The sequence below is a fragment of the Erythrobacter dokdonensis DSW-74 genome, assembly GCF_001677335.1.
GTDB lineage: Bacteria > Pseudomonadota > Alphaproteobacteria > Sphingomonadales > Sphingomonadaceae > Erythrobacter > Erythrobacter dokdonensis.
In genome coordinates this window covers 403,133-426,118 of record NZ_LZYB01000003.1, presented here as the reverse complement: position 1 = coordinate 426,118, position 22,986 = coordinate 403,133, and the positions used below count along the sequence as shown (strand labels likewise).

At 66.4% G+C, this 22,986-nt stretch carries 24 protein-coding genes; 13 read left to right on the top strand and 11 right to left on the bottom strand.

Going from position 1 to position 22,986, the window contains the following annotated elements:
* The first annotated feature begins 30 nt into the window (after window positions 1–30).
* The 3 genes from serS to I603_RS08365 are packed head-to-tail and all read left to right on the top strand — an operon-like array spanning window position 31 to window position 3,157.
* The gene (gene serS / locus I603_RS08375; RefSeq protein WP_068863972.1) at window positions 31–1,311 is read left to right on the top strand and encodes a serine--tRNA ligase; all 1,281 of its coding nucleotides are present in this window, start codon (window positions 31–33) and stop codon (window positions 1,309–1,311) included.
* The gene (surE, locus tag I603_RS08370; protein ID WP_068863970.1) at window positions 1,311–2,075 is read left to right on the top strand and encodes a 5'/3'-nucleotidase SurE; all 765 of its coding nucleotides are present in this window, start codon (window positions 1,311–1,313) and stop codon (window positions 2,073–2,075) included. Before serS ends, surE begins: the two co-directional genes overlap by 1 nt.
* Before the next feature lie 53 nt (window positions 2,076–2,128).
* Window positions 2,129–3,157: a potassium channel family protein gene (locus tag I603_RS08365; RefSeq protein WP_068864162.1), complete on the top strand. Its 1,029-nt coding sequence runs from the start codon at window positions 2,129–2,131 to the stop codon at window positions 3,155–3,157.
* A gap of 7 nt (window positions 3,158–3,164) precedes the next feature.
* On the opposite strand, the gene I603_RS08360 is transcribed toward I603_RS08365, so the two are convergent.
* Window positions 3,165–3,566, bottom strand: coding sequence for a DUF1761 domain-containing protein (locus tag I603_RS08360; RefSeq protein ID WP_068863968.1), 402 nt, complete (start codon window positions 3,564–3,566; stop codon window positions 3,165–3,167).
* A gap of 69 nt (window positions 3,567–3,635) precedes the next feature.
* Between I603_RS08360 and rimO the strand changes: the two genes are divergently transcribed.
* Window positions 3,636–5,015, top strand: a complete 1,380-nt coding sequence (gene rimO / locus I603_RS08355; protein ID WP_068863967.1) for a 30S ribosomal protein S12 methylthiotransferase RimO — start codon at window positions 3,636–3,638, stop codon at window positions 5,013–5,015.
* Between the two features lie 95 nt (window positions 5,016–5,110).
* On the top strand, window positions 5,111–5,965 hold the full coding sequence (locus I603_RS08350) for a L,D-transpeptidase family protein (RefSeq protein ID WP_068864160.1): 855 nt from the start codon (window positions 5,111–5,113) through the stop codon (window positions 5,963–5,965).
* A 27-nt stretch (window positions 5,966–5,992) separates the two neighbouring features.
* Here the strand turns inward: I603_RS08350 and tilS are convergent, their stop codons facing one another.
* From tilS to I603_RS14280, 5 genes are all read right to left on the bottom strand, one after another.
* Window positions 5,993–6,979: a tRNA lysidine(34) synthetase TilS gene (gene tilS, locus I603_RS08345; protein ID WP_068863965.1), complete on the bottom strand. Its 987-nt coding sequence runs from the start codon at window positions 6,977–6,979 to the stop codon at window positions 5,993–5,995.
* Window positions 6,970–7,926: a tetratricopeptide repeat protein gene (locus I603_RS08340; RefSeq protein WP_068863962.1), complete on the bottom strand. Its 957-nt coding sequence runs from the start codon at window positions 7,924–7,926 to the stop codon at window positions 6,970–6,972. Before I603_RS08340 ends, tilS begins: the two co-directional genes overlap by 10 nt.
* 141 nt (window positions 7,927–8,067) lie before the next feature.
* Complete coding sequence (locus I603_RS08335) at window positions 8,068–9,093, bottom strand: helix-turn-helix domain-containing protein (protein ID WP_068863960.1); 1,026 nt, start codon at window positions 9,091–9,093, stop codon at window positions 8,068–8,070.
* 142 nt (window positions 9,094–9,235) lie between these two features.
* Window positions 9,236–11,521 carry a phosphoenolpyruvate--protein phosphotransferase gene (gene ptsP, locus I603_RS08330; RefSeq protein WP_068863956.1) on the bottom strand — a complete coding sequence of 762 codons (2,286 nt, stop codon included), beginning with the start codon at window positions 11,519–11,521 and terminating at the stop codon, window positions 9,236–9,238.
* Window positions 11,522–11,582: 61 nt separating this feature from the next.
* Window positions 11,583–11,750 carry a YdcH family protein gene (locus I603_RS14280; protein WP_084439979.1) on the bottom strand — a complete coding sequence of 56 codons (168 nt, stop codon included), beginning with the start codon at window positions 11,748–11,750 and terminating at the stop codon, window positions 11,583–11,585.
* 273 nt (window positions 11,751–12,023) lie between these two features.
* Between I603_RS14280 and I603_RS08325 the strand changes: the two genes are divergently transcribed.
* Window positions 12,024–12,233: a DUF465 domain-containing protein gene (locus I603_RS08325; protein ID WP_068863954.1), complete on the top strand. Its 210-nt coding sequence runs from the start codon at window positions 12,024–12,026 to the stop codon at window positions 12,231–12,233.
* Window positions 12,234–12,457: 224 nt separating this feature from the next.
* Complete coding sequence (locus tag I603_RS08320; protein WP_068863952.1) at window positions 12,458–12,928, top strand: DUF1465 family protein; 471 nt, start codon at window positions 12,458–12,460, stop codon at window positions 12,926–12,928.
* 6 nt (window positions 12,929–12,934) lie between these two features.
* Here the strand turns inward: I603_RS08320 and glpK are convergent, their stop codons facing one another.
* Window positions 12,935–14,407, bottom strand: a complete 1,473-nt coding sequence (gene glpK / locus I603_RS08315) for a glycerol kinase GlpK (protein WP_068863950.1) — start codon at window positions 14,405–14,407, stop codon at window positions 12,935–12,937.
* Window positions 14,408–14,462: 55 nt separating this feature from the next.
* Between glpK and I603_RS08310 the strand changes: the two genes are divergently transcribed.
* The 3 genes from I603_RS08310 to nadA are packed head-to-tail and all read left to right on the top strand — an operon-like array spanning window position 14,463 to window position 17,241.
* Window positions 14,463–15,341 carry an MBL fold metallo-hydrolase gene (locus I603_RS08310; RefSeq protein ID WP_068863948.1) on the top strand — a complete coding sequence of 293 codons (879 nt, stop codon included), beginning with the start codon at window positions 14,463–14,465 and terminating at the stop codon, window positions 15,339–15,341.
* A gap of 44 nt (window positions 15,342–15,385) precedes the next feature.
* Window positions 15,386–16,180 carry a hypothetical protein gene (locus I603_RS08305; RefSeq protein ID WP_068863946.1) on the top strand — a complete coding sequence of 265 codons (795 nt, stop codon included), beginning with the start codon at window positions 15,386–15,388 and terminating at the stop codon, window positions 16,178–16,180.
* A 59-nt stretch (window positions 16,181–16,239) separates the two neighbouring features.
* A complete protein-coding gene (gene nadA / locus I603_RS08300; RefSeq protein WP_068863944.1) occupies window positions 16,240–17,241 on the top strand; it encodes a quinolinate synthase NadA in 1,002 nt (333 codons plus the stop codon).
* A gap of 6 nt (window positions 17,242–17,247) precedes the next feature.
* On the opposite strand, the gene I603_RS08295 is transcribed toward nadA, so the two are convergent.
* On the bottom strand, window positions 17,248–18,147 hold the full coding sequence (locus I603_RS08295) for a DMT family transporter (protein WP_068863942.1): 900 nt from the start codon (window positions 18,145–18,147) through the stop codon (window positions 17,248–17,250).
* Between the two features lie 68 nt (window positions 18,148–18,215).
* Between I603_RS08295 and I603_RS08290 the strand changes: the two genes are divergently transcribed.
* Window positions 18,216–19,328: an alkene reductase gene (locus tag I603_RS08290; RefSeq protein WP_068863940.1), complete on the top strand. Its 1,113-nt coding sequence runs from the start codon at window positions 18,216–18,218 to the stop codon at window positions 19,326–19,328.
* A 3-nt stretch (window positions 19,329–19,331) separates the two neighbouring features.
* On the opposite strand, the gene I603_RS08285 is transcribed toward I603_RS08290, so the two are convergent.
* Window positions 19,332–19,637, bottom strand: coding sequence for a hypothetical protein (locus tag I603_RS08285; RefSeq protein WP_143736669.1), 306 nt, complete (start codon window positions 19,635–19,637; stop codon window positions 19,332–19,334).
* Window positions 19,634–20,323 carry a lipoyl(octanoyl) transferase LipB gene (gene lipB, locus I603_RS08280; RefSeq protein WP_068863936.1) on the bottom strand — a complete coding sequence of 230 codons (690 nt, stop codon included), beginning with the start codon at window positions 20,321–20,323 and terminating at the stop codon, window positions 19,634–19,636. The genes I603_RS08285 and lipB overlap by 4 nt, the downstream gene beginning before the upstream one ends.
* A 79-nt stretch (window positions 20,324–20,402) precedes the next feature.
* Here lipB and I603_RS08275 point away from each other — a divergent pair, with 79 nt between their 5' ends.
* Entirely contained in the window at window positions 20,403–21,257 is an 855-nt protein-coding gene (locus I603_RS08275; RefSeq protein WP_068863934.1) for a glycerophosphoryl diester phosphodiesterase membrane domain-containing protein, read from the top strand.
* Between the two features lie 18 nt (window positions 21,258–21,275).
* Window positions 21,276–22,643 carry an MFS transporter gene (locus I603_RS08270; RefSeq protein WP_068863932.1) on the top strand — a complete coding sequence of 456 codons (1,368 nt, stop codon included), beginning with the start codon at window positions 21,276–21,278 and terminating at the stop codon, window positions 22,641–22,643.
* Here the strand turns inward: I603_RS08270 and I603_RS08265 are convergent.
* Window positions 22,640–22,984, bottom strand: a complete 345-nt coding sequence (locus I603_RS08265; RefSeq protein WP_068863931.1) for an arsenate reductase family protein — start codon at window positions 22,982–22,984, stop codon at window positions 22,640–22,642. The two genes, I603_RS08270 and I603_RS08265, sit on opposite strands and share 4 nt — an antisense overlap.
* Window positions 22,985–22,986 lie beyond the last annotated feature (2 nt).

The window sequence follows — 22,986 nt, the reverse complement described above, 5'->3', positions numbered from 1 at the left end:
TGTGCCAAGCGAGCGGGCATAGGCGCGGCCATGCACGACATCCGCTTTATCCGTGAGAATGCACAAGCCTTCGATGCAGGCCTCGCCCGGCGCGGGCTGGCCCCGCAGGCCGCCGATCTGATCGCATTGGACGAGGAACGCCGCGCGGCGACGACTGCGGTGCAGCAGGCGCAGAGCCGCCGCAACGAGGCGTCGAAGCTGATCGGCGCGGCGATGGGCAAGGGCGACAAGGAAGGCGCCGAGGCGCTGAAGGCCGAGGTCGCCGCGCTCAAGGAGGAAATGCCCGCGCTGGAGGCACGCGCCGATGAACTCGCCGCGAAGCTGAAAGCGGCGCTGGAGATCATTCCCAATCTCCCCGCCGCCGATGTGCCGGATGGCGCGGACGAGGAGGACAACCGGATCGTCAGCGAATGGGGCGAAAAGCGCGCCTTCGACTTCGCGCCGGGCGAACATGCCGACATTTCCCCGATGCTGGGCATGGATTTCGAAACCGGCGCAAGGATCTCGGGCGCGCGCTTCACCTTCCTGCGCGGAGACATGGCCCGCCTGCACAGGGCGCTCGGCCAGTTCATGCTCGATGTGCAGACCGGCGAGCACGGCTATGCCGAATGCAACCCGCCGGTGCTGGTGGGCGATGATGCCATGTATGGCACCGACAAGCTGCCCAAATTTGCGGAAGACAGCTTCTGCACCACCAATGGCCGCTGGCTCATCCCCACCTCGGAAGTCTCCCTCACCGCCAGCGTCATGGGCGAATTGCTCGACGAGGCCGCGCTGCCGATGCGCCTTACCGCGCTCACCCTGTGCTTCCGCTCCGAAGCGGGCGCGGCGGGGCGTGATACGCGCGGCTTCATCCGCCAGCACCAGTTCGAAAAGTGCGAGCTCGTCAGCATCGTAAAGCCGGAAGATTCCGAAGAAGAACACCAGCGCATGACCCGCGCCGCCGAGACCATCCTCGAGCGCCTGAACCTGCCCTATCGCAAGCTGCTGCTGTGCACCGGCGACATGGGTTTTGGCGCGCGCAAGACCTATGATCTGGAGGTGTGGCTCCCGGGGCAAGGCGCCTTCCGCGAGATCAGCTCGTGCTCGAACACTGGCGACTTCCAGGCCCGCCGCATGAACACGCGCTACCGGGTGGCCGGCGAGAAGAAGACCGAGTTCGTCCATACCCTCAACGGCTCGGGCCTCGCGGTCGGGCGCACGCTGGTAGCGGTGATCGAGAACTACCAGAACGCCGATGGCTCGGTCACCGTGCCTGAGGCCCTGCTGCCCTATATGGGCGGCGTCACCACGCTGGAGCCGTTCACCTGATGCGCATCCTCCTTACCAATGACGACGGCGTGCACGCCCCCGGCCTCAAGGTGCTGGAGGAGATCGCGCGCCAGTTTTCCGACGATATCTGGATCTGCGCCCCGTCCGAGGAACAGTCGGGCGCGGGCCATTCGCTCACGCTCACGCGCCCCGTCAGGCTCAACAAGCTCTCCGAGCGGCGCTTTGCCGTCACCGGCACGCCGACCGACAGCGTGATGATGGCGCTGCGCACGGTGATGGACGGAGCGCCCGACATCATCCTGTCAGGCGTCAACCGCGGGGCGAACCTCGGCGATGACATCACTTACTCCGGCACGGTCTCGGCCGCGATCGAGGGTGCGCTGGCGGGCATCCGCTCGGTCGCCTTCAGCCAGGTCTATGCCCGCGAAGGCATGGGCGATGACGTGCCCTTCGGCGCGGCGCGCGAATGGGGCCCCAAGGTGCTCGCAAAACTGATCGACGCACCGATGGCCGAACGCACGCTGATCAACGTCAATTTCCCCGCGCTGCCGCCCGAACAGGTCAAGGGCGTCCGGGTGGTGCGGCAGGGCTTCCACGACTATTCGCGCGGCTCCATCGTCGAAGGGCGCGACCCGCGTGGCTACCGCTATTTCTGGTTCGGGCTCGACCCGATCGAGCACACGTTGGACCATGGCACCGACCTGGAAGCGATCGACGACGGCTTTGTCGCCGTCACGCCCCTGCAGCTCGACCTCACCCACTATTCGACCATCGGCATCCTGGCGGAGCGGTTCGGCGACTGATGGCGAAAGCGGGCGGACAGCAGCCGGGCCGCAACCCGTTCCGCCGCAAGGCGATGCTGGCGAGCCAGTTCCGCCCGCTCAGGCGTCAGGTCAAGATCCCGGTGTGGGGCGATGTCGGCCTCAGAACCGGGCTGGCGCTGGGCTTGCTTCTCATGGTCATCCTGATCCACTGGTGGGACCGGGCGGGGCTGGTCGACAATGTCGACGGCGAGATCAGCTTCCTCGACGTGGTCTATTTCACCATGATCAGCGTCACGACCACCGGCTTTGGCGACATTGCCCCGGTGAGCGACCGCGCTCGGCTGATCGAGGCGGTGATCGTCACCCCGGTGCGCATCGCCATCCTGTTCATCTTCGTGGGCGCTGCCTACGACTTCGTCATCAAGCGCAGCTGGGAGAAATGGCGCATGGCCCGCATTCAGGAACAGCTTACCGAACATGTCGTGGTGCTGGGCTATGGCGTATCCGGCTCGCAAAGCGTGGGCGAACTGATCGAACGCGGCATCGATCCTGCCCGCATCGTGGTAATCGACCCTTCCGAGGACCGCCTGGCCGAGGCGGAAAAGCTGGGTGTCAACGTCATGGCCGCCGATGCCACCCGCGATGAAACGCTCAAGGCGGTGCGCATCGGCAATGCCCAGAGCGTGCTGGTCTCGGCGGGACGGGACGACACCTCGATCCTGATCGTGCTGACCGTGCGCCACCTCGCGCCCAAGGTGCCGATCAGCGTGGTGGTGCGCGCCGACGACAACGAGGTGCTGGCGCGGCAGGCGGGCGCGGACAATGTCATCAACCCGGTGCGCTTTACCGGGCTGCTGCTGGCCGGCAGCGTCAAGGGCGCGCATATCGCCGATTATCTCGCCGATCTCGCCAGCGTCGGCGGGCGGGTGCAACTGGTCGAGCGCGTGGTCAGCGCGGAGGAATGCGGCTGCCCGATCACCGACCTCAAGAGCGGAGGACAGGGCCTGCGCGTCTATCGCAACGGCCGCGCCATCGGCTTCTGGGAGGAGGAGTGCCAGACGCTCCAGCCGGGCGATGTGGTGGTCGAGATCGTGCCGACCATCGGCCGCGAGGAACGCTGACCGGCGCCTAGCCGCGAAACCAGACGAACACGCCGCCCATTGCCGCCATGCCGACAAGAAAATGGCCCGCGTCGATCAGGAACAGCGCCAGCGGTTTCCTCAGGTAGAGGTAGTTGATCCCCACCGCCGGGATCATCACGCCCACCGCAAAGCCCACCGCCATCATCATCACCACGAAAGGCGCAGGGTCGGTGCGGGCGAGGAGGTGCCAAAGCACCATCGCGATCAGCATTTCGAAGGCGAAGGTCAGGCCGAAGATCAGCGTCATGTTGCCGCTCTTGACCTGCACATCGGACAGCCCCGCCGCGCGCTGCCACGCCTTGGGGAACAGCACCCCGTACCACAGCGCGCCGACCGCAAAGAAGGCTGCGGCACCCGCCAGCACCGGCCACAGGGCAAAATCGTTCATCCGCGCATCTCCTGTCGGTTTCACGCCCTGCTAGCGCAAAGTCGCGCTCTGGTGTAGGGGCGCGCCGCTATGTCAACCGCCCCCACCACGATCCCCGACCAGAAGCGCATCGGTATGGTCAGCCTCGGCTGCCCCAAGGCGCTGGTCGATTCCGAGCGCATCCTCACCCGTCTGCGCGCCGATGGCTATGCCTTTGCCGAGGACTATGCGGGCGCGGACGTCGTGCTGGTCAATACCTGCGGCTTTCTCGATTCCGCCAAGGAGGAAAGCCTCGCCGCGATCGGGGAGGCGATCGCCGAGAATGGCCGCGTCATCGTCACCGGCTGCATGGGCGAGGAGGCCGATGCGATCCGCGCCGCCCATCCGCAGGTGCTCGCGGTAACGGGCGCGCATCAATACGAGCAGGTGGTCGAGGCGGTGCACACTCACGCCCCGCCGTCGCAAGGCCCGTTCATCGACCTGATCCCGCAGCCCGACATCAAGCTCACCCCGCGCCATTACAGCTACCTCAAGATTTCCGAGGGCTGCAATCACTCCTGCGCCTTCTGCATCATCCCGAGCTTGCGCGGAAAACTCGCCAGCCGCCGGGTCGATGCCGTGCTGCGCGAGGCGGAAAAGCTGGTCGCGGCGGGGACGAAGGAACTGCTGGTCATCTCGCAGGACACCAGCGCCTACGGGGTCGATATCCGTCACGAGAGCCGCGAGTGGAAGGGCCACCCCGTCCGCGCCCACATGACCGATCTGGCGCGCGAGCTGGGGCAATTGCGCACCGCCGACGGCACCCCGCCCTGGGTGCGCCTGCACTACGTCTATCCCTACCCCCATGTCGATCAGGTGATCCCGCTGATGGCCGAGGGGCTGCTGACGCCCTATCTCGACATTCCCTTCCAGCACGCCAGCCCCAAGGTGCTGAAGCTGATGCGCCGCCCCGCCAACGAGGCCAAGGTGCTCGAACGGCTGAAATCGTGGCGCGAAATCTGCCCCGATATCGCGATCCGATCGTCCTTCGTGGTCGGCTTCCCGGGCGAGACCGAGGAGGACTTCCAGTATCTGCTCGACTGGCTGGAGGAAGCTCAGCTCGACCGCGTCGGCGCCTTCCGCTTCGAACCGGTCGAAGGCGCCACCGCCAATGCCCTGCCCGATCACGTGCCGGAGGAAGTGAAGGAAGAACGCTACGCCCGGATCATGGAAGTGACCGAACGCATCAGCGCCGCCAAGCTGGCGGCCAAGGTCGGCCGCACTCTCCCCGTCATCATCGACGAGGTGGGCGAGGCGGACGAGGACGGCGATATCGGTGCCACCGGCCGCAGCCAGGCCGACGCGCCCGAGATCGACGGTGCGGTCTACCTGCGCAACGTGCCCGAAAACCTTGCGCCCGGCGACATCGTCGAGGCCACTATCGAGGATGCCGACGCGCACGATCTGTTCGGAGTGATTGCAGCGCCCTAAACCAGCGTTAACTCCTGCATCGCCATCGTCCCCGCGAGGGACGCGCGATGGTTAACCACTGGTAAGCATCGTTCCGAAAGGGCATGAACCGGAACATGATCCGGTCTCTCGTTCTTCCCATCGCGCTTGTAACCCTTGCCGCTTCCTGCGCGCCGCTGCTGGCCCAGCCCAGTGCGCAGGATGCCGCCGAGGCGGCCGAGATGATTGCAGCTCATGCCAACACCGCCTTCGAACGGATCGATCCCGACAAGGAAATGCCGCCTCGGGTCGATCCGGCCCTGCCAGGGGCACCGGCAAGCGAAGAAGCCACGCTGGTCTATGCCGGACTACCGGCCCTCGCGAGCGGCGATGAAGTCACCTTCGCAGAGCCTGCGGCACAGATCGAAGCCGCGCGCGGTCCGGCGGCGCTGATGATTTCCGCCGAGGTCGTGCAGCCGCTTCCGGTGACCACCCCCGCAACCGCTGCCGCAAGCAGCACCAGCAATGATCCCTTCGTCATCAAGTCGATCCTGCCGATCGAGGGCAGCATCCGCTATGGCGACTGGTTCTGGGACGAAAGCGCAGCCCCCGCGACAGGCAAGCTCGTCATTACCGTCGATCTCGAAGCGCGCGTGCTCAGCGCCTTCCGCGACGGACACGAGATCGGCACCGCCGTTGCGCTGCTCGGCACCCGCAAGCACCCCACTCCGCTCGGCACCTTCCCGATCCTTACCAAGGAGAAGGACAATATTTCCGAGAAATACAATAATGCCCCGATGCCCTTCACGCTGCGGCTGACCTGGGACGGGATCGCGATCCACGGCTCGCCGGTGCTCAATGGCTATGCCAGCCACGGCTGCATCGGTGTGCCCGATGAATTCGCCGCGAAGCTGTTCGCCGCCGCCAGGCGGGGCGACAAGGTGATCATCACGCGCGGACGCATGGTCGGGGTCGGCGACAAGGTGATGTGACCTGACCGCCGCGCGGCCGGCCACGCCTCAGTTGAGCGCGCCTCTCGGCGGTTCCGGGCGGAAGCGCCAGACACGCATCAATACGCCGATCTTCTCGACCCTTTCGACCCCCGGCACCGCCAGCACGCCGCCCAGCGAAGCATTCTCGCCCTGCCACAGCCGGTCCCACATCCGCGCAGCCTCGGCACGCGTGGCATGGCCGCCAAGCTCGCCGATGATGCGCAGGATCGTCTCGATCGCCACCACACGCGGCGCATTGGCGCAGTAGACGAACCCCGGCATGTCCGGATCGCGCATCACCATCTCGTCCCACTCGCATGTCGCATACCACTGGAGCGCCTGCCAGCCCTCGGCGATATGGGCCGCGCTGACGGCCAGTTGCGCAGGGTCGAGCCAGTCTGCCGCCGCCAGCCGCGCGCGCATCGCCGCCCGTTCGAAATCGGGATTGGCGTTTGAAGGATCCTCCACCGCCACGATTCCGGCCGCCGCGACAACCTCGGCGAGGTCGGCCTTGCGCCAGCCGAGCAGCGGACGCAGCAGCGGCACCTCGCTGCCTTCGATGCTGGCCCGCCCGCGCACACCGGCAAGCCCCGCAAGCCCGCTCCCCCGGTTAAGGCGCATCAGCAGTGTCTCGGCCTGATCGTCAGCGTGATGGGCCGTGGCAATCGCGCCCAAACCGTTCTGCATCGCCCACTCGGCCAAGGCAGCGTAGCGACCGGCGCGCGCCTGCGCCTGGAGATTGCCCGGTTGCGGGGTGAGCGTGATGGGGGTGAAGGGGATCGCGCGCTCGCCCGCCAGCCGCTCGACCAGCGCGACCTCTCCGGCGGCTTCGGGCCTGAGGCCGTGATCGATGCTCGCCACCGCGATCCCGCCCGGCAGCGCGGCATGTGCGAGCAGCATCAGTGCCAGACTGTCAGGCCCGCCCGAAACTGCCAGCCCCAGCGGACCGGAGCGTTCATCCTCCGGCCAGAGCGCCGCAAGATCGGCGGCGAAACGCGATGCCTCTATCCGCACGTCACGTTGGCGCGGGCGGACTGATACTCGTCAGCAAGCCGCCCCGAGGCGATCAACGGATAGGTCTCGGCAAACTCAGCAAGCGCGATACAGGCACGCTTGGTATCGCGCATCGCGATCATCGCGGCACCGAGGTAAAGCAAGCTGTCGGGAGCGCGCGGACTGGTTTTGTCAGCCTGGTAATTGCGCAGGAACCAGCGCGCGGCCTCTTCGGGCAGATTGTCGTCAAGGAAGGCGCGGCCCAGAAGATTGCGGCCATAGCTTATGCGCGAATGATCGGGATATTGCTCGACGAACCTGGTGAGCTGCTGGCGTGCCTCGGGAAAGAACCCGGCGTTCCATAGACGGAAACCATAGGAATATTCATCGTCCCCGGCATCACCGGTTTGCGGCTTGGTGATCGCCTGAACCGCAGCAAGCCGTTCGGCGCTCGGCGCGGCGACGGGCGCGGGTGCAGCGGTCGGAGTGCTGCGATCGATCGGCGGCGGCGTGCTGGCCTGCGCGGCCATCGCCGGCGCGGCGGATGCCGGCGCAGTGGCAACCTCACCGGCACCATCCTCCAGCGCGGCGAGGCGCAGTTCCAGCTTGGCCAGGCTATTGGCCTGCTCCTCGGAACGCGCCGTCAGGGTCTGCAACTGCGCCTCGAGCGCATCGAGCCGCACGAGAATGTCGGTTACGGCGGTAGTGGCGGGCGGGATCACGCCCATGACCTGCCCGTTCTGGACCTGTGCCTGGGCGCCGGGAGCAATCTGCGGTTCGAAATAACGCCCGTCGCCGCCCGGAAAGACCTTGCGCTGCAAGGCGCGCACTTCGGCTTCGAGCTTGCGAAGCCGCGCCTCCTCGGCCCCCTCCTGCGCGAATGCGGGTGCGGACAGAGCGGAGAGCGCGGCCACAGTCACGAACGCGCGCAGCAGGCGGGAGCGGAGGGTCAGGATAGCGATGGTCATGCTTGGCGGGCTCCCTTGCGATGCTCACCCCGGTCTGGTGCGGGGCACGAGAATACGAACGTCACTCCCACTGCCGCCTCGGCAAGGCCAAGTCGAGAGCGAGCGACTCCCTAATCAACCGGAAAAGGGCACGGGCTAGATTCAGTCGGCCACCCCGTCCGAGCGCGGCGCGGGGGTCGCTGTGACCTCCGGCGCCGGAGCGGGGGGCGCAGAGCGGTCAGGCACAGGTGCAGCAACCGCTTCGGTGATCGCCGGACTTGGCCGGACCGCCGGTGTGACCGGGACCGCAGCCGGCACCGCAGCCGTGGCCGTGGCTGTCGCAACGGGTGCAGGCGTCACCCGGCGCGGCGCCGGTGACACGGCGGGAACGGGCGAAGGCTCCGGCTCGGGCCGTCCCAGCAGCGCCTCGGCAGAGATCGCGGTGCCGGCCAGCATGGTCGGTCGCTCCGCGAGGCGCGGCACGCTCTTGCCGCCGATGGTGATCGCCAGCAGATCGGGCCTTGCCGTGTTGATCCGCGGATCGGCTGCATCGGCAGGCAGGGTAAAGCTCTCGTCCTTGGCGAGCTGCTTTTCAAGCAGCCGCTCGCCGCCTTCCTCGTAGATCCGGACCCAGACCCCGTCCTCGATCGCCGTGAGCATGACCGGCCCGGTCCCGTCCGCGATCGGTGCCGGAGCAGCAGCAACCGGGAGTGAGGCAGCAGGCTTGGGCGCTTCGAGAGGGGCAGGCCCGACACCGGCACCGAAACGGGTGCCGAAGAACGCGATCAGCCCGATCGCCAGCACCAGCGCCGCAAACGCGCCGAACCAGGCGAGCCCCCTAGAGGGCAGCTTGGCAGGGTCGCCGGGTTCCATCCCCGTTCCCACGGTCGAACGCCGCGCATTGCCCTCGGCGAGTTCACCGCGCACCGCATCGGCAATCGCCGCATCGTCCAGCCCGAGCATGCGGGCATAGGTGCGCGAAAAGCCGATCGCGTAGGTGCGCGAGGGCAAGGCGGCGAAATCGCCCGCCTCGATGGCTTCAAGGTGACGCAGCGGAATGCGGGTTTCGGCCGCAATCTGCGACAATTCCAGCCGCCGCGTCTCGCGCGCCGCACGCAGCCGCATGCCCGCTCCGGCATAGGGCGTTTCGTGCGCGTCTTCGGCGCTGATTTCCTGTTCGCTGTCCATGACCCGGGTCCGCGCCTTCTTGCGAGGCTTTTGTGATGTTATGTGTGAATTGCGCTTGAACGCAAATCAGCCTGTCGCAGGGGCCGGTGTCAAGCGGCATCCCCGCAGCGCGGCTTGCCGGGACCACGGTCAATCGCAAGTATCAGTCGTATTCGATGTTGCGCTCGGCGGCCCACGCCGCAAGCTCGGCCCGCAGATTGCGCTGCGGATCGGCCAGCCAGTCGGCCATGGCAGCGGTCAGTTCGGCAAGATCGACCTTGCGCACCAGTTCCTTGATCGGCCCGACAGCCGCCGGCGTAATCGAGAGGCGACGGTAGCCGATGCCCATCAGCGCCAGCGCCTCAAGCCGGCGCCCGCCCATCTCGCCGCAGACGCCGATATCGACCCCGGAGCCGATGCTCGACTGCATCACCCGGCGCAGGAACCGCAGGATCGACGGGCTGAGCCAGTCATAGCGTTCCGCCAGCTTGGGATTGGCGCGGTCGGCGGCAAACAGGAACTGGGTGAGGTCATTGGTGCCGATCGACAGGAAGGACAGCTTTGGCAACAATACGTCGAGCATCTCGGCCAGTGCGGGCACCTCCAGCATGGCGCCGAAATGGATCCGTTCCGGCAGCAGCCGCTTCTTGGTGCGCAGGTAGGCGAGTTGTTCGTCGAACACCGCCTTGGCCGCGTCGAACTCCCACGGCTCGGACACCATCGGGAACATGACATAGAGCGAACGCCCGGCCGCGGCCTCCAGCAATGAGCGGGCCTGCACCTTCATCAGTCCCTCGCGTTCGAGCGCAAGGCGCAGGGCGCGCCAGCCCATCGCCGGGTTCTCGTCATGCTCGGCCACTTCGGAAGCAAGGTAGGGCACCGACTTGTCGCCGCCGATATCGACAGTGCGGAAGATCACCGGCTTGTCGCCCGCGGCATCAAGCACGTCGCGGTAGAGCCGGGTCTGGCGCTCGCGCTGGGGCAGGGTGGCCGACACGAGGAACTGGAACTCGGTGCGGAACAGTCCGACGCCGTCCGCGCCGGTCATCGCCAGCATGGACATGTCATCCCTCAGCCCCGCATTCATCATCACCTGAATGCGCGTGCCGCAGCGGGTGAAGGGTTCGACATCCCTCAGCGATGCATAGGCCGCCTGCTTTTCGCGCGACTTGGCAAAGCGCGCGTGGAAGGCATCGGCCACCTGCGGCAGCGGGCGCACGATGGCATTGCCCGCAGTCGCATCGAGCAGCACCTCGTCGCCCTCGCGGATGGTGGTGCGCACACCCCCACCCTTCCCGTGGTTCACGCGCCCGATCACCGGCACGTTCATCGCCCGCGCCACGATCACGACATGGGCGGTAAGCGAGCCTTCCTCCAGGATCACGCCCTTGAGGCGCCGCTTGTCATATTCGAGCAGTTCGGCCGGGCCGAGATTGCGCGCAATCAGGATGGTGTCCTTGCGCAGGCCCTGGGATGCCGCAGTGCCGACCTGCCCGGCGACGATGCGCAACAGGCGGTTCGCCAGATCCTCCAGATCATGCATCCGGTCAGCAAGCAGCGGATCGTCGATCTCGCGCATCCGCATCCGGGTGTGCTGCTGCACGCGCTCGATCGCGGCTTCGGCGGTCAGACCGCTGTCGATCGCCGCGTTGATGCGCCGCGACCAGCCCTCGTCATAGGCGAACATCTTGTAGGTCTCGAGCACCTCCTCGTGTTCGCCGCCGATGCCGAACTCCGCCTGTCCGGCGAGCGAATCGATCTGCTCGCGCATCTTGTCGAAAGCGCGATAGACCCGCTGGCGCTCGGCCTCGACGTCCTCGGCCATGACCTGCGTGATTTCCACCCGCGGCTGGTGATAGACCGCAACCCCTGCGCCCAGACCCTTGACCAGCGTCAGGCCGGAAAGCGTCTGCGGCCCGGTCTGCTCGGCGGTCAGCCCGCGGGCTTCCTCTTCATCGACCAGTTCGGCATTCGTGATCAGTTCGGACAGCACCATGGCGGTGGTCTGGAGCGCCTCGATCTCCACATCCTCGTAGCGGCGCGGCTCGACATGCTGGACGCACAGCACCCCCACCGCACGCTCGCGGTAGACGATCGGCACGCCGGCGAAGGAATGGAACTTCTCCTCGCCGGTTTCCGGGCGGTACTGGAAGTCGGGGTGCGCCTTGGCTTCCGCCAGATTGAGGGTTTCCACCTTCTGCGCGATCGCGCCGGTCAGCCCTTCGCCGATTGCCATGCGGGTGACGTGCACCGCGCTCTGGTTGAGGCCGCGCGTCGCGAACAGTTCGAGCATCCCCTCGCGCAGGAGATAGATCGAGCACACCTCGCTGGTGAGGCATTCGCCGATGATCTCCACCACCTGATCGAGCTTGCCCTGCGCGTGCATGCGCGAGGCCATAACCTCGGTCAGGCGGGTAAGAATCTGGCGGGCTGCGGCGGCTGCACTCATCGACTTGCAGGCTTAGGGCCGCGCCCCGCAACCTGCAACTCCCGCCGCAAGATGGCAGGCGTCAGTAGCCGGAAATCTCTTCCTTCAATCGCAATTTGTGCTTCTTGAGCGCCTGGATCGTCGCGGTGTCGGGCACGGGCCGGGCCATCTCTTCGTGCAGCTTCGCTTCAAGCTCGGCATGCTTGGCCTGGAGGGCGTGGATGTGGGAAGACACTGCGGTCGATGCCATACGAGTTCTCCTGTCTGCGCGGGGGGTGCCCCCGCAAAGGCGACTCGGCAAAACGCGGCCGAGCCGCAGGTTTCATTGAAACCACAGGCAGGCTAGCTTTGAAAGCCCTGACGGATCGTAAATCGCCGTATCAGCGTCGGGACACGATGAAGCGTTGATCACATCGGTTGGCAAGCGGGGCGGAAAAATGCGCGGGCCATCTTACCGAATCGCGCGGGAACGCGTAGCGCGGCGAGCAGTTGAAGCGCGCGCAGCAAGGGAACACGATCAGGCATGACCGAGCAGGAGCTCCGCAAAAAGCTCGAATTGCTCAGGACCGAGCATCGCGACCTTGATGCCGCGATCGCCGCCCTGACCGAAGCTGCGCGCCAGAACGCCTTTGCCGACCAGCTCCAGATTGCGCGCCTCAAGAAACGCAAGCTGCGCCTCAAGGACCAGATCGCGATCATCGAAGACACGCTGCTGCCCGATATCATCGCCTAGGCCAACCCTCGCCCAGCCCCGCCCCGGGTGGCCTTCACCCGGCTTTCGCCCCCTTCCAGACCCCCGTTAGCGGCGGTTTGCCAGTGTTTCATGTGGAACATCGGCGGCGATCATGGTTAGCGTATCGGTCATTCTGTTCCCTGCCGGGACAAAGGCAAAAATTGCTTGGAAAGTAACCATACGCGAGTGGCGGGCGCGGCCCGGGTGGCCTATTCTTCTGCTGGATGGCCCGAACAAGCAATCTTTCCCGCCCGATTATCGAGGCGCTCTACACCGAAGCCCTGGTGCTTGCTGACGATGTGCGTGCGGTCTTCGCCGCCGGCACGCGCGAGCCGCAGGTGGGTGAGGATGCCTTCATGCGCCTGGCGCTCTCGACCGAGGGGCTGAAGACCACCACCCGGATGATGCATGTGCTGGCATGGCTGCTCAACCAGCGCGCGCTGTTCGCAGGCGAGATCAGCGAAAGCCAGGTGCGCCTGCACGGTGCCCTGCCGCCCGATCGCGGGGCGGACCAGGCCCAGCTCGCGCTGCTGGAACCGGAAACCCGCGAACTGATTGCCGAGACCGAACGACTGCACCGGCGCATCGCGCGCCTCGACGAGGCGTGGCGCCAGCATTTCGAGATGACCTCGCCCGCGCGCGCATTTCAGGAACGCATCGGCCGCGAGCTCGGACGGCTGCGCGATATCGGCTGACGGTGCCTAGGCCGCCGCAAGCGCCTTGCGCCAGCGCGCCAGCCGTTCCTCTCTTACCGCGGGATCCATTCCCGGCTCGAACCGCGCCAACTCGCCGCGCATCGCGCTCGCCGCATCGGCAAGGCTGGGATGGAGTCCCGCGCCGGCCGCCGCGAGCATGGCTGCCCCCAGCGCTGTCGTTTCGACAAAGCCCGGTCGTTCGACCGGCACGCCGAGCACATCGGCGAGATCCTGCGCCATCCAGTCGTTCGCGGACATCCCGCCATCAATCCTGAGCGTCTGCCACGGCGCGCCATCGGCGGCGAAAGCAGCGCTAAGGTCTTGAGTTTGATGCGCCATTGCCTCCAGCGCTGCGCGCGCAAGCTGCGCCTTGCCGCTGGCGAAGCTGAGCCCCGCGATCACGCCGCGCGCCTCGGCCTGCCAGTGCGGCGCGCCGAGCCCGGCCAGCGCCGGGACGATGACCACCCCGCCGCTGTCGGGAATGGAGCGGGCCAGCGCTTCGGTCTCTTCGGCGACATCGACAATGCCGAGCGAGTCGCGGAGCCACTGGACAAGACTGCCCGCGACGAACACGGAACCTTCAATGGCATAGGTGCGGTTGCCGTCGATCTGGGTCAGCACCGTGCCGAGCAGACGGTTGGCCGAACGCGGGATGCGCGCGCCCTGACAGGTCAGCACGAAAGCTCCGGTGCCGTAAGTCGCCTTGGTCTGGCCGGGCGCAAGGCAGGCCTGCCCGATAGTCGCGGCCTGCTGATCGCCCGCAAGGCCGGTGATCGGGATGGCGCTGCCGAACAGCGCAGGATCGGTCATCGCCAGCGGCCCGGCCATGTCGGTCACCCCGGGCAAGGCCGACCAGGGCACGCCGATAAGATCGCACAGGCTCTCGTCGAACTGCGCATCCTCCAGCCCCATCAGCAGCGTGCGGCTGGCATTGCTGGCATCGGTGACATGCGCCGCGCCGCCCGTGAGCTTGAACACCAGCCAGCTTTCGACGGTACCGAAAGCGAGCGTCCCGCGCTCCGCCGCGCCGCGCACTTCGGGCACATTGTCGAGCATCCAGCGCATCTTGGTGCCCGAGAAATAGGGATCGAGCAGCAGGCCGGTGCGCTCCTGAACGCCGGCTTCGTGTCCCTCGGCCCGCAAGGCCGCGCAGAACGGCTCGGTCCGCCGGTCCTGCCAGACGATCGCATTGGCCAGCGGCTCGCCGGTCAGCCGGTCCCACGCCACCACGGTCTCGCGCTGGTTGGTGATGCCAAGTCCGGCAATCATCGCCGCGCCGCCCGCCTTCGGGATTACTTCGAGCGCGCAGGCCAGGGTCTTGTCCCAGATCTCGCGCGGGTCGTGCTCGACCCAGCCGGCCTGCGGGTAATGCTGGGTCAGTGGCGCTTGCGCGCTGGCAACCAGCACGCCGTCACTGGCGAACAGCATCGCGCGGGTGGAAGTCGTGCCCTCGTCAAGCACCAGGATGTAATCGGACATGAGGTCTCCTCTCTCCCGCGTGACTTCTGCCACGTGAGACTCCATATGCAACCCCATGGTCACGATCCCTCCCAAGCCCTGGCCCACCGGCCTTGCCGAAGATGTCGAGCCGCTGGTCAAGCGCGTGCTCGCGCCCAACCCCTCGCCCTACACCTTCACAGGCACCCAGACCTATGTGGTGGGAGAGGCGCATGGGCCGGACTGTGCGGTGATCGACCCCGGCCCGAACGAGCCCGACCATATCGACGCGATCATTGCCGCTGTCGCGGGGCGTCGGGTCCTGGCGATCATGTGCACCCATACCCACCGCGACCACTCGCCCGCCGCCGCGCCGCTGGCAGCGCGGACCGGCGCGCCGATCGTCGGCTGCGCGCCGCTGGTGCTCAAGAGCGACCTGCCGCGCGCCGATGAGAGCTTCGATGCCACCTATGCTCCCGACCGCGTCCTGCTCGACGGCGAGGCGATGCGCGGCACCGGCTGGACGCTGACCGCCGTGGCGACGCCGGGCCATACCTCCAACCATCTGTGCTTCGCGCTGGAGGAATCGGGCGCGCTGTTCACCGGCGATCATGTCATGGGCTGGTCGACCAGCGTCGTTATCCCGCCCGATGGCGACATGGGCGATTACATGGCGAGCCTCGAGAAACTGCTGGCGCGCGAGGACCGGGTCTATCACTCGGCCCACGGGGCGGCGATCGAAAAGCCGCGCCAGCTGGTGCGCGGCATGATCGGCCACCGCCGTCAGCGCGAGAACCAGATCATGCGCCTGCTGGGCGAGGCCGCGCGGCCGGTCAGCGCCTTCATCCCTGCGATGTACAAGGGGCTGGACGAACGCCTGATCCCGGCAGCAGAGATGAGCGTCACTGCACACCTGATCGATCTGGAGAAGCGCGGGATGGCATCCCACAAAGGCGGAGTCTGGCGCTCGCACTGAGGGTGGGCTATTCTGGCCCCGGGGCGCACAAGGGGGGATCACAAATGCAGGCACCCAGCGCGCAGGCCTACACCGCACAGAACCGCTATTTCAGGCGCGCCGCGCTCGTGCTTGTCGGTATCGCCGTGCTCGGGTTTGTCGCCTTCAACCTCGCCGGGATCACCGACATCACTGCCATGCCCACGGCGACCCATGTCCACGCGATCGCCATGACCGCCTGGATCGGGTTGTTCGCGGCGCAGGTGATGCTGGCGACCGGGGGCAAGATCGCCGTGCATCGCCAGCTGGGCAAGGTTGGCATGGCGCTCGCGCTGGTGACATTCGCAACCAGCTTTGCCGCGATCCACGCGACCTTCGCTGCCGGACGGGTGCCTCCGTTCTTCCCGCCCGGCTATTTCCTGATGCTGGGTTTCGCCAACGTGACCTTGTTCGGCCTGTTCGTCGCGGGTGCAGCGATGATGCGCAAGCGCACCGACTGGCACAAGCGGTTGATGCTGGGTTCGATGGTCATGATCTACGAACCGGTGCTGGGCCGCACCCTGCCCTTCATCGTAATCCCAGCTCTGGGCGGGCCGGAGGCGGCCTTTCCCGCGATTATCGAGAACCGCGAAGCCTTCGAGCTGTTCCGATTCACGGTTCACATGGCAATCGCCGGGCTGTTGCTGGTGCTGGACCGGCGCGTCAACGGCCGGGTGCATCCCGCTTCGTGGATCATTGTCGGAGCGGTGGCACTGATCTATGCGCTGGCCAACGGCGTGGGGCTGAGCGCAGGCATGACCGAATACGCGATCAGCCTGATGCCCGCGAGCGGGGCTGGCGCGCCGCCGGCAGGACTTTAGGCTCGAAAAACCGCGCGGCCATGCCTATGTCCCCTGCACGATAACGAGCGGGAAGACCCATGAACCAAGTCACCAAAGTCCCCACCGGCGCAGACCTGCTCGCCGAGATCGACCGTCTGCGCAAAGAACGCAACGCGGTGATCCTCGCGCATTATTACCAGACGCCCGACATCCAGGACATTGCCGACTTCGTGGGCGACAGCCTCGAACTCTCGCGCAAGGCGGCGGCGACCGACGCGGATGTGATCGCGTTCTGCGGGGTCAAGTTCATGGCCGACACCGCCAAGATCCTCAGCCCCGACAAGACCGTGATCCTGCCCGACATGGACGCCGGGTGCAGCCTTGAGGACTCCTGCCCGCCCGAAAAGTTCAAGGCTTTCCGTGAAGCCCACCCCGATCACATCGCGCTGACCTACATCAACTGTTCGACCGAGGTGAAGGCGCTGTCCGATGTGATCGTCACCAGCTCCAGCGCCGAGACGATCCTTGCCCAGATCCCGCCCGAACAGAAGATCATCTTCGGACCCGACCGGCATCTCGGCGGTTACCTCGCGCGGAAGTTCAACCGCGAGATGCTGCTGTGGCCGGGCGTGTGCATCGTCCACGAGGCGTTCAGCGAAACCGAGCTGCTCAAGCTGAAAGAGCAATACCCCGGCGCGCCCATCGCCGCGCACCCGGAATGCCCGCCGACGATCATCGACCACGCGGACTATGTCGGCTCGACCAGCGGCATCCTGAAGTTCGCGCAGGAGTTCGAAGGCGACACCCTGATCGTCGCGACCGAGCCGCACATCATCCACCAGATGGAAAAGGCGCTGCCGAACAAGAATTTCATTGGCGCACCGGGGGCAGACGGGAACTGTTCGTGCAACATCTGCCCCTACATGGCGCTGAACACGATGGAGAAGCTCTACGTCGCGCTGCGCGACCTCGAACCGCGGATCGAGATCGAGGAAGGCATCCGCCTGAAGGCGAAGCGCAGCCTCGACCGGATGCTGGAAATGGCGAGCGGGACCGTGGGGATGGGCGATCTGGGCAAGGTCCACTTCAGCGGGGATTGAGGCCGGTCACGCCCTCGCCCGCGACACTGCCAGAGCTGCGCCGACCAGTACCATGCCGAGGATATCCAGCCTGCTCAGCACCTCGCCGAACACCAGCCAGCCGTAGATCGAAGCCACGGCAGGCTGGGTCAGCAGGGCAAGGCCGACGACCAGCGGCGAGAAGTATTTGAGCGAATAGACCATCAGTCCTTGCCCGACGAGCTGGCTGAGGATGAACAGGCCCAGTATGGGCCTCCAGTCAGCCGGCCACACCGGCTCGCCCAGCGCCAGCGCGATGGCCAGCAGCACCGGGCAGCCGAAGATGCTCACCCACACCAGCAGGCTCCACGACCCGGACGCTCCGCGCGCGCCTTGCAAGGTCAGCAGATACACCGCGTAAAGCAGCCCGGCGGCGAGGCAGAACACATCGCCCAGCAGCGTCGCGGGCGAGATTTCGAGGCTGCGCCCCATCAGGATTGCCGCGCCTGCCAGCGCGAAGATGATCGCCAGCCATTCAAGCGGCCTTGGCAGCACGCGGTGGGCGATGAACACCCAGAACAAGAGCACGACCGAGCCGGCATTGCCAAACAGCACCGCATTGCCCAGCCGCGTCATGCCGATCCCCGTATGCCAGCTTGCAAGATCGAGCGCGAAGGTCACCGCCCCCAGCGCGACCAGTCCAAGCGTCCTCGTCCCCATCCCGGTGAGATGTTGCCCGTTCGCGCGGGCCAGCAGAACAAGGAAAGGCAAAGCCAGAAACAGCCGCCAGAAACCGGCGGCAACCGGCCCGGTATCCGCCACGCGGACGAACCACGGCCCGATGGCAAGCGCGACATTTCCTCCCAGCAGCGCAAGCAGCAGCAGCCATGCGGCAGGGCGCGCCGGTTCGCCGACAAGATTTCCTTGGGCCGCACCCTCATTTTCCATGCTTGCGCCCTAGCCGTGGCGGGGCCAAGTGGATAGCCAATCGAAACCGGTTCGAAAGGATTACCCACATGCATGATGCCCTGTTCCAACCGCTCCAGATGGGCGCGCTCCATGCCAAGAACCGCATCCACATGGCCCCGCTCACCCGCGGGCGCGCGGCCGAGCCGATGTTCGTGCCCAACGAATTGATGGCGCTCTATTACCGCCAGCGCGCCGGCGCGGGCATGATCCTGACCGAAGCGACCGGCATCAGCCGCGAAGGCCTCGGCTGGCCCTCCGCACCCGGCATCTGGAGCGATGAACAGACCGAAGCGTGGAAAGCCACGACCAAGGCGGTTCACGAGGAAGGCGGCCTCATCGTCATGCAGCTGTGGCACATGGGCCGCATCGTCCACCCGTACTTCCTCGATGGCGAGCCGCCCTTCTCGGCCAGCGCCACCACCGCTCCGGGCGAGGCACACACCCCGATCGGCAAGCAGCCCTATGCTGAGGCGCGGGAGATGACCCACGAGGATATCAAGCGCACCATCGGCGACTATCGCCGCGCCGCCGAGAACGCCAAGAAGGCGGGCTTCGACGGGGTGCAGCTGCACGGCGCGAATGGCTACCTCGTCGACCAGTTCCTGCGCGACAAGACCAACCTGCGCACCGACGAATATGGCGGCACCCCCGAAAACCGCACCCGCTTCATGCGCGAAGTCTTGGAAGCCCTGATCGACGTGTGGGGCGCGGACCGCGTCGGCATCCGCCTCTCGCCCAACGGCGATTCGCAAGGCACCGACGACAGCAACCCGCCGGCGACCTTCGGGGCAGCAGCCAAGGTGTGCGAGGAGCTGGGCCTCGCCTTCGTCGAACTCCGCGAACCCGGCCCGGACGGCACCTTCGGCCAGACCGACGTGCCCAAGCAGAGCCCGCTGATCCGCCAGATCTATTCGGGCGCGCTGATCCTCAATTCGGATTACACTGCGGAAGAGGCCGAGGCCGACGTGACCAGCGGCAAGTGCGACGCGGTGAGCTTTGGCCGCCCCTATATCTCCAACCCCGATCTCGACAAGCGGATCGCGGCCGGCGCCCTCTGGAACCCCAACAAGGACGTGCCCAAGAGCTGGTACTTCCCGATTCCCGAAGGCTATGTCGACTATCCGACGCTGGAGGAAGAACAGGCGCAGGCGGCCGAATAGGCGCTATCCTTCGGTGGCAGGTTCAGGGGCCGGAGCAGCGGGGGCTGCTTCGGCCCCTTCGCTTGACGGCTCACCCTCCGGCGCAGCTTCCTCCGACGCCTCCTCGTTCGCGGCGCTATCCGGCGCGGCGGCCTGACGCGGGAGCAGCGGAGCCTCGGAACGCAATTGCTCGAGCGGGATCATCTCGTCGCTTATCGAGCCGCCGAGCACCTCCCCGGCCGCCTCGCCGCCCTGCCCGGATGGGGACGCAGCCTGTTCGTCGCAGGCGGCGACCAGCAAGGCCAAGGCGAGGATAGCGGCGCGTTTCATCGACATGCTCTTTTCGCGGCAGCATCGAGAGCGTCAAGGAAATCCTCGAATGTCGCCGCAAGCGCCGCATCCCACTGCTCGGCCGAAACCGACAGCCCCAGCTTGGCCATGCTGGTGACGCCATATTCGGCGATGCCGCAAGGCACGATCCCGCCGAAATGGGAAAGGTCGGGGTCGAGGTTCACCGAAAAGCCGTGCATCGTCACCCAGCGCCGCACCCGCACGCCGATCGCGCCGATTTTGGCTTCCGATCCATCGATGTCGCGGGTCCAGATGCCGACGCGCCCCTCTGCGCGCCAGCTTTCGACGCCGAAGGTCTTGAGCGTGGCGATCACCCAGCCTTCGATCGCATGGACGAAGCAGCGCACGTCCTTGCCGCGCCGGCCCAAATCAATCACCAGATAGCCCACCCGCTGGCCCGGCCCGTGATAGGTATATCGTCCGCCACGTCCCGCATCGACAACTTCAAAGCGCGGATCGACCAGTTCGGCGGGGTCCGCGCTGGTCCCGGCGGTGTAGACCGGCGGATGTTCGAGCAGCCAGACAAGTTCGCGCGCCTCCCCCGCAGCGACCGCCTGATTGCGCGCCTCCATCCAAGCCAGCGCTTGCGTGTAGGGCACAGGCGCGACCTCGCGCCGCCATTCGGGTCGCAACGGCGATTCAACCAGAGGAGCAATGCTTGCCATGGCGCCTCGGTGGGGGCATTGAGCGCGCATATCAAGAGGCGATTGCACTGGCGTGCGCGCACAGCATCAGGGATCGGACATGGCAAAGCTGGACATGGGCAAGGCGTGGACCCAGGCAACGGGTCTGATCGGCGCGAACAAGGATACCATCTCGGCGATTGCCGGGCTGTTCTTCTTCCTGCCCTCCTTCGCCGCAGCCCTGCTCGTGCCCGAACTGGCAACGAGCACCAGCATCGATCCCGCCCGGTCGGGCGGTGCGGTCGGCCAGCAGGCCGAGCTACAGGCGGCACTCGACCAGGTGACAGCGATGTACGCCGATAACTGGCCGCTGTTTCTCGGCATCACCATCGCCGGGTTCGTCGGTTCGCTGAGTCTGCTCGCGCTACTGTCCGACCGGGGCAATCCGACGGTGGGCGAGGCACTGGGCAAGGGGCTGAAGAGCATTCCCTCCTATCTCGCCGCCCAGCTTCTGAGCGCGCTTGCCGCGGGCGTTGCCATCGGCCTGCCGCTGGGACTGGTCAGTGCCTTCGCTCCGCCCGCCGTAACGGTGGTGGCGGGCCTGCTGCTGATCGTCGCGATGATCTACCTGTTCGTGAAATTCTCGCTTATCGCGCCGGTCATCGCCATCGACGGGGAACGCAATCCGCTGGCCGCGATGGGCCGCTCATGGCGTCTGACCAAGGGGAATTCCCTGCGCATCCTGATCTTCCTGATGCTGCTGTTCGTGACAATTGCGATAATCGGCGGGCTGGTAGCGGCGGTCCTGACGCTGATCCTGTCGGCTTTCGGAGGATCAGTCGCCAGCATCGGCATCGGGCTGGTGAATGCTGCCGTCAACACCATCGTGACGGTGATCTTCCTTGTGGTAATTGCCGCGATCCACCGTCAATTGGCCGGCACAACACCCGAGCGGCTGAGCGAAACCTTCGAGTAACGCCGCGCAAGAACTGCCATGGCCGATACCGAACCAGATCCGAGCGGCACCGCGTCTCCTGCGCGCGCCAGCGCCATTCCAGCGTCGCGCATGGCACTGCTTTTCACCGTCATGCTGGTAACGGCGGCGGGCAATACCGCGATGCAATCGGTGATGCCGTCAATCGGAACGGCACTGGGCGTAGCAGACGTTTGGATCAGCCTTGCCTACAGCTGGTCGGCGCTCTTGTGGGTGGTGTGCGCACCGCTGTGGGCGCGGCGTTCGGACAAGCGTGGGCGAAAGGCGATGATGGCGCTCGGGCTGGTCGGGTTCATCATTTCGATGCTGCTATGCGGGCTGGCACTGTTTGCGGGACTGACGGGCTGGATCTCGGCCTTCTGGGCGCTGCTCGCCTTTGCCGCAGCGCGCAGCCTGTATGGCGGGTTCGGCAGCGCCGCGCCGCCGGCGGTGCAGGCCTATGTCGCCTCGCGCACGCCGCGTGCCCAGCGCACGCAGGCGCTGTCGCTGATCGCCTCAAGCTTCGGTCTGGGCACGGTGATCGGTCCGGTCCTCGCCCCGCTGATGGTCCTGCCGTTTCTCGGGCTGGGCCTGACGGGTCCGTTCATCTGCTATGCTGTGATCGGCGGCGTGGCGCTCGTCACCCTGAGGCTGCGCCTGCCCAATGACGAGCCGCAGTTCGCCGCGCGCGGGCAGGCCGCGCCCTATTCAAGCGCATCGAGCGGGGCGCCAAGCGATCCGCAAGGGCAACTCGATGCGGATGAGGATGGCGCGCTCGACTCCGAGCCGCCGCGACTTTCATGGCTCGATCCTCGCCTGCGTCCCTGGGTCTTTGCAGGGTTCTTCGGCGGCCATGCGCAGGCGATGGTGCTGGGGATTTCAGGCTTTCTGGTGCTCGACCGGCTGGGCCTGCGCGACACGCCTTCGGAGGGCGCGGGGCCGGTCGCGCTTGTGTTGAGTTTCGGAGCGGCGGCAACCCTGCTTGCACAATGGGGGCTGATCCCGCGTTTCGACCTCGGCCCGCGCGCCGCGACCTTATGGGGGATCGCGACGGCAGCCTTAGGCACTGTGCTGCTCGCGGTAGCGGGAGACCTGCATCTGATTGCGCTTGGCTATGCCATTGCCTCATTGGGCTTCGGCCTGTTCCGGCCCGGCACCACGGCCGGTACCTCGCTGGCGGTGACGCGCGCCGAACAGGGGCAGGCCAGCGGGATCGTCGCCAGCCTTGCCGGAGCGAGCTACATCTATGCCCCGGCGCTGGGTGTGTGGCTCTACGGCCATTCCGACTGGCTCGGCTTCGGGCTGATCGTCGCGCTGTGTGCGGCGGTGCTGGTTCACGGCTGGAAGGGCTTGCAGGCGGATCAGGAACTCACCCGCGAGCGGGTCTAGAGGATTTCCAGAACGGTGTCCTGCGGACGGCACAGGCGCACGCCCTTGTCGGTCTCGACCAGCGGGCGCTCGATCAGAATCGGATCGGCCACCATCGCGGCGAGCACGGTGGCATCATCGGCGTCGGGCAGCCCGCGTTCGGCAGCATCGGTGCCGCGCAGACGCAGGCCCTGCTGGGGCGTGATCCCGGCATCGCGGTAAAGCTGGGCAAGCTTTTCGGCTGTCGGCGGATCTTTCAGATATTCCACCACCGTCACCTCGACCCGGCTGAGGCTTTCGAGAATCGCCAGGGTCTTTCGCGAGGTGCCGCAATTGGAATTATGCCAGATCGTCGCCTTCATCG

Excerpts from the sequence above, each read along its gene's own strand:
- I603_RS08325 (WP_068863954.1), top strand. The coding sequence starts at position 12,024 with ATGACCGAGCAGGAGCTCCGCAAAAAGCTCGAATTGCTCAGGACCGAG.
- surE (WP_068863970.1), top strand. The coding sequence starts at position 1,311 with ATGCGCATCCTCCTTACCAATGACGACGGCGTGCACGCCCCCGGCCTC.
- I603_RS08335 (WP_068863960.1), bottom strand. The coding sequence starts at position 9,093 with ATGGACAGCGAACAGGAAATCAGCGCCGAAGACGCGCACGAAACGCCC.
- I603_RS08340 (WP_068863962.1), bottom strand. The coding sequence starts at position 7,926 with ATGACCATCGCTATCCTGACCCTCCGCTCCCGCCTGCTGCGCGCGTTC.
- rimO (WP_068863967.1), top strand. The coding sequence starts at position 3,636 with ATGTCAACCGCCCCCACCACGATCCCCGACCAGAAGCGCATCGGTATG.
- I603_RS08305 (WP_068863946.1), top strand. The coding sequence starts at position 15,386 with ATGCAGGCACCCAGCGCGCAGGCCTACACCGCACAGAACCGCTATTTC.
- I603_RS14280 (WP_084439979.1), bottom strand. The coding sequence starts at position 11,750 with ATGGCATCGACCGCAGTGTCTTCCCACATCCACGCCCTCCAGGCCAAG.
- I603_RS08360 (WP_068863968.1), bottom strand. The coding sequence starts at position 3,566 with ATGAACGATTTTGCCCTGTGGCCGGTGCTGGCGGGTGCCGCAGCCTTC.
- I603_RS08290 (WP_068863940.1), top strand. The coding sequence starts at position 18,216 with ATGCATGATGCCCTGTTCCAACCGCTCCAGATGGGCGCGCTCCATGCC.
- I603_RS08320 (WP_068863952.1), top strand. The coding sequence starts at position 12,458 with ATGGCCCGAACAAGCAATCTTTCCCGCCCGATTATCGAGGCGCTCTAC.
- ptsP (WP_068863956.1), bottom strand. The coding sequence starts at position 11,521 with ATGAGTGCAGCCGCCGCAGCCCGCCAGATTCTTACCCGCCTGACCGAG.
- I603_RS08350 (WP_068864160.1), top strand. The coding sequence starts at position 5,111 with ATGATCCGGTCTCTCGTTCTTCCCATCGCGCTTGTAACCCTTGCCGCT.
- I603_RS08310 (WP_068863948.1), top strand. The coding sequence starts at position 14,463 with ATGGTCACGATCCCTCCCAAGCCCTGGCCCACCGGCCTTGCCGAAGAT.
- nadA (WP_068863944.1), top strand. The coding sequence starts at position 16,240 with ATGAACCAAGTCACCAAAGTCCCCACCGGCGCAGACCTGCTCGCCGAG.
- I603_RS08270 (WP_068863932.1), top strand. The coding sequence starts at position 21,276 with ATGGCCGATACCGAACCAGATCCGAGCGGCACCGCGTCTCCTGCGCGC.
- I603_RS08265 (WP_068863931.1), bottom strand. The coding sequence starts at position 22,984 with ATGAAGGCGACGATCTGGCATAATTCCAATTGCGGCACCTCGCGAAAG.
- I603_RS08365 (WP_068864162.1), top strand. The coding sequence starts at position 2,129 with ATGCTGGCGAGCCAGTTCCGCCCGCTCAGGCGTCAGGTCAAGATCCCG.
- lipB (WP_068863936.1), bottom strand. The coding sequence starts at position 20,323 with ATGGCAAGCATTGCTCCTCTGGTTGAATCGCCGTTGCGACCCGAATGG.
- I603_RS08295 (WP_068863942.1), bottom strand. The coding sequence starts at position 18,147 with ATGGAAAATGAGGGTGCGGCCCAAGGAAATCTTGTCGGCGAACCGGCG.
- I603_RS08275 (WP_068863934.1), top strand. The coding sequence starts at position 20,403 with ATGGCAAAGCTGGACATGGGCAAGGCGTGGACCCAGGCAACGGGTCTG.
- serS (WP_068863972.1), top strand. The coding sequence starts at position 31 with ATGCACGACATCCGCTTTATCCGTGAGAATGCACAAGCCTTCGATGCA.
- I603_RS08285 (WP_143736669.1), bottom strand. The coding sequence starts at position 19,637 with ATGAAACGCGCCGCTATCCTCGCCTTGGCCTTGCTGGTCGCCGCCTGC.
- glpK (WP_068863950.1), bottom strand. The coding sequence starts at position 14,407 with ATGTCCGATTACATCCTGGTGCTTGACGAGGGCACGACTTCCACCCGC.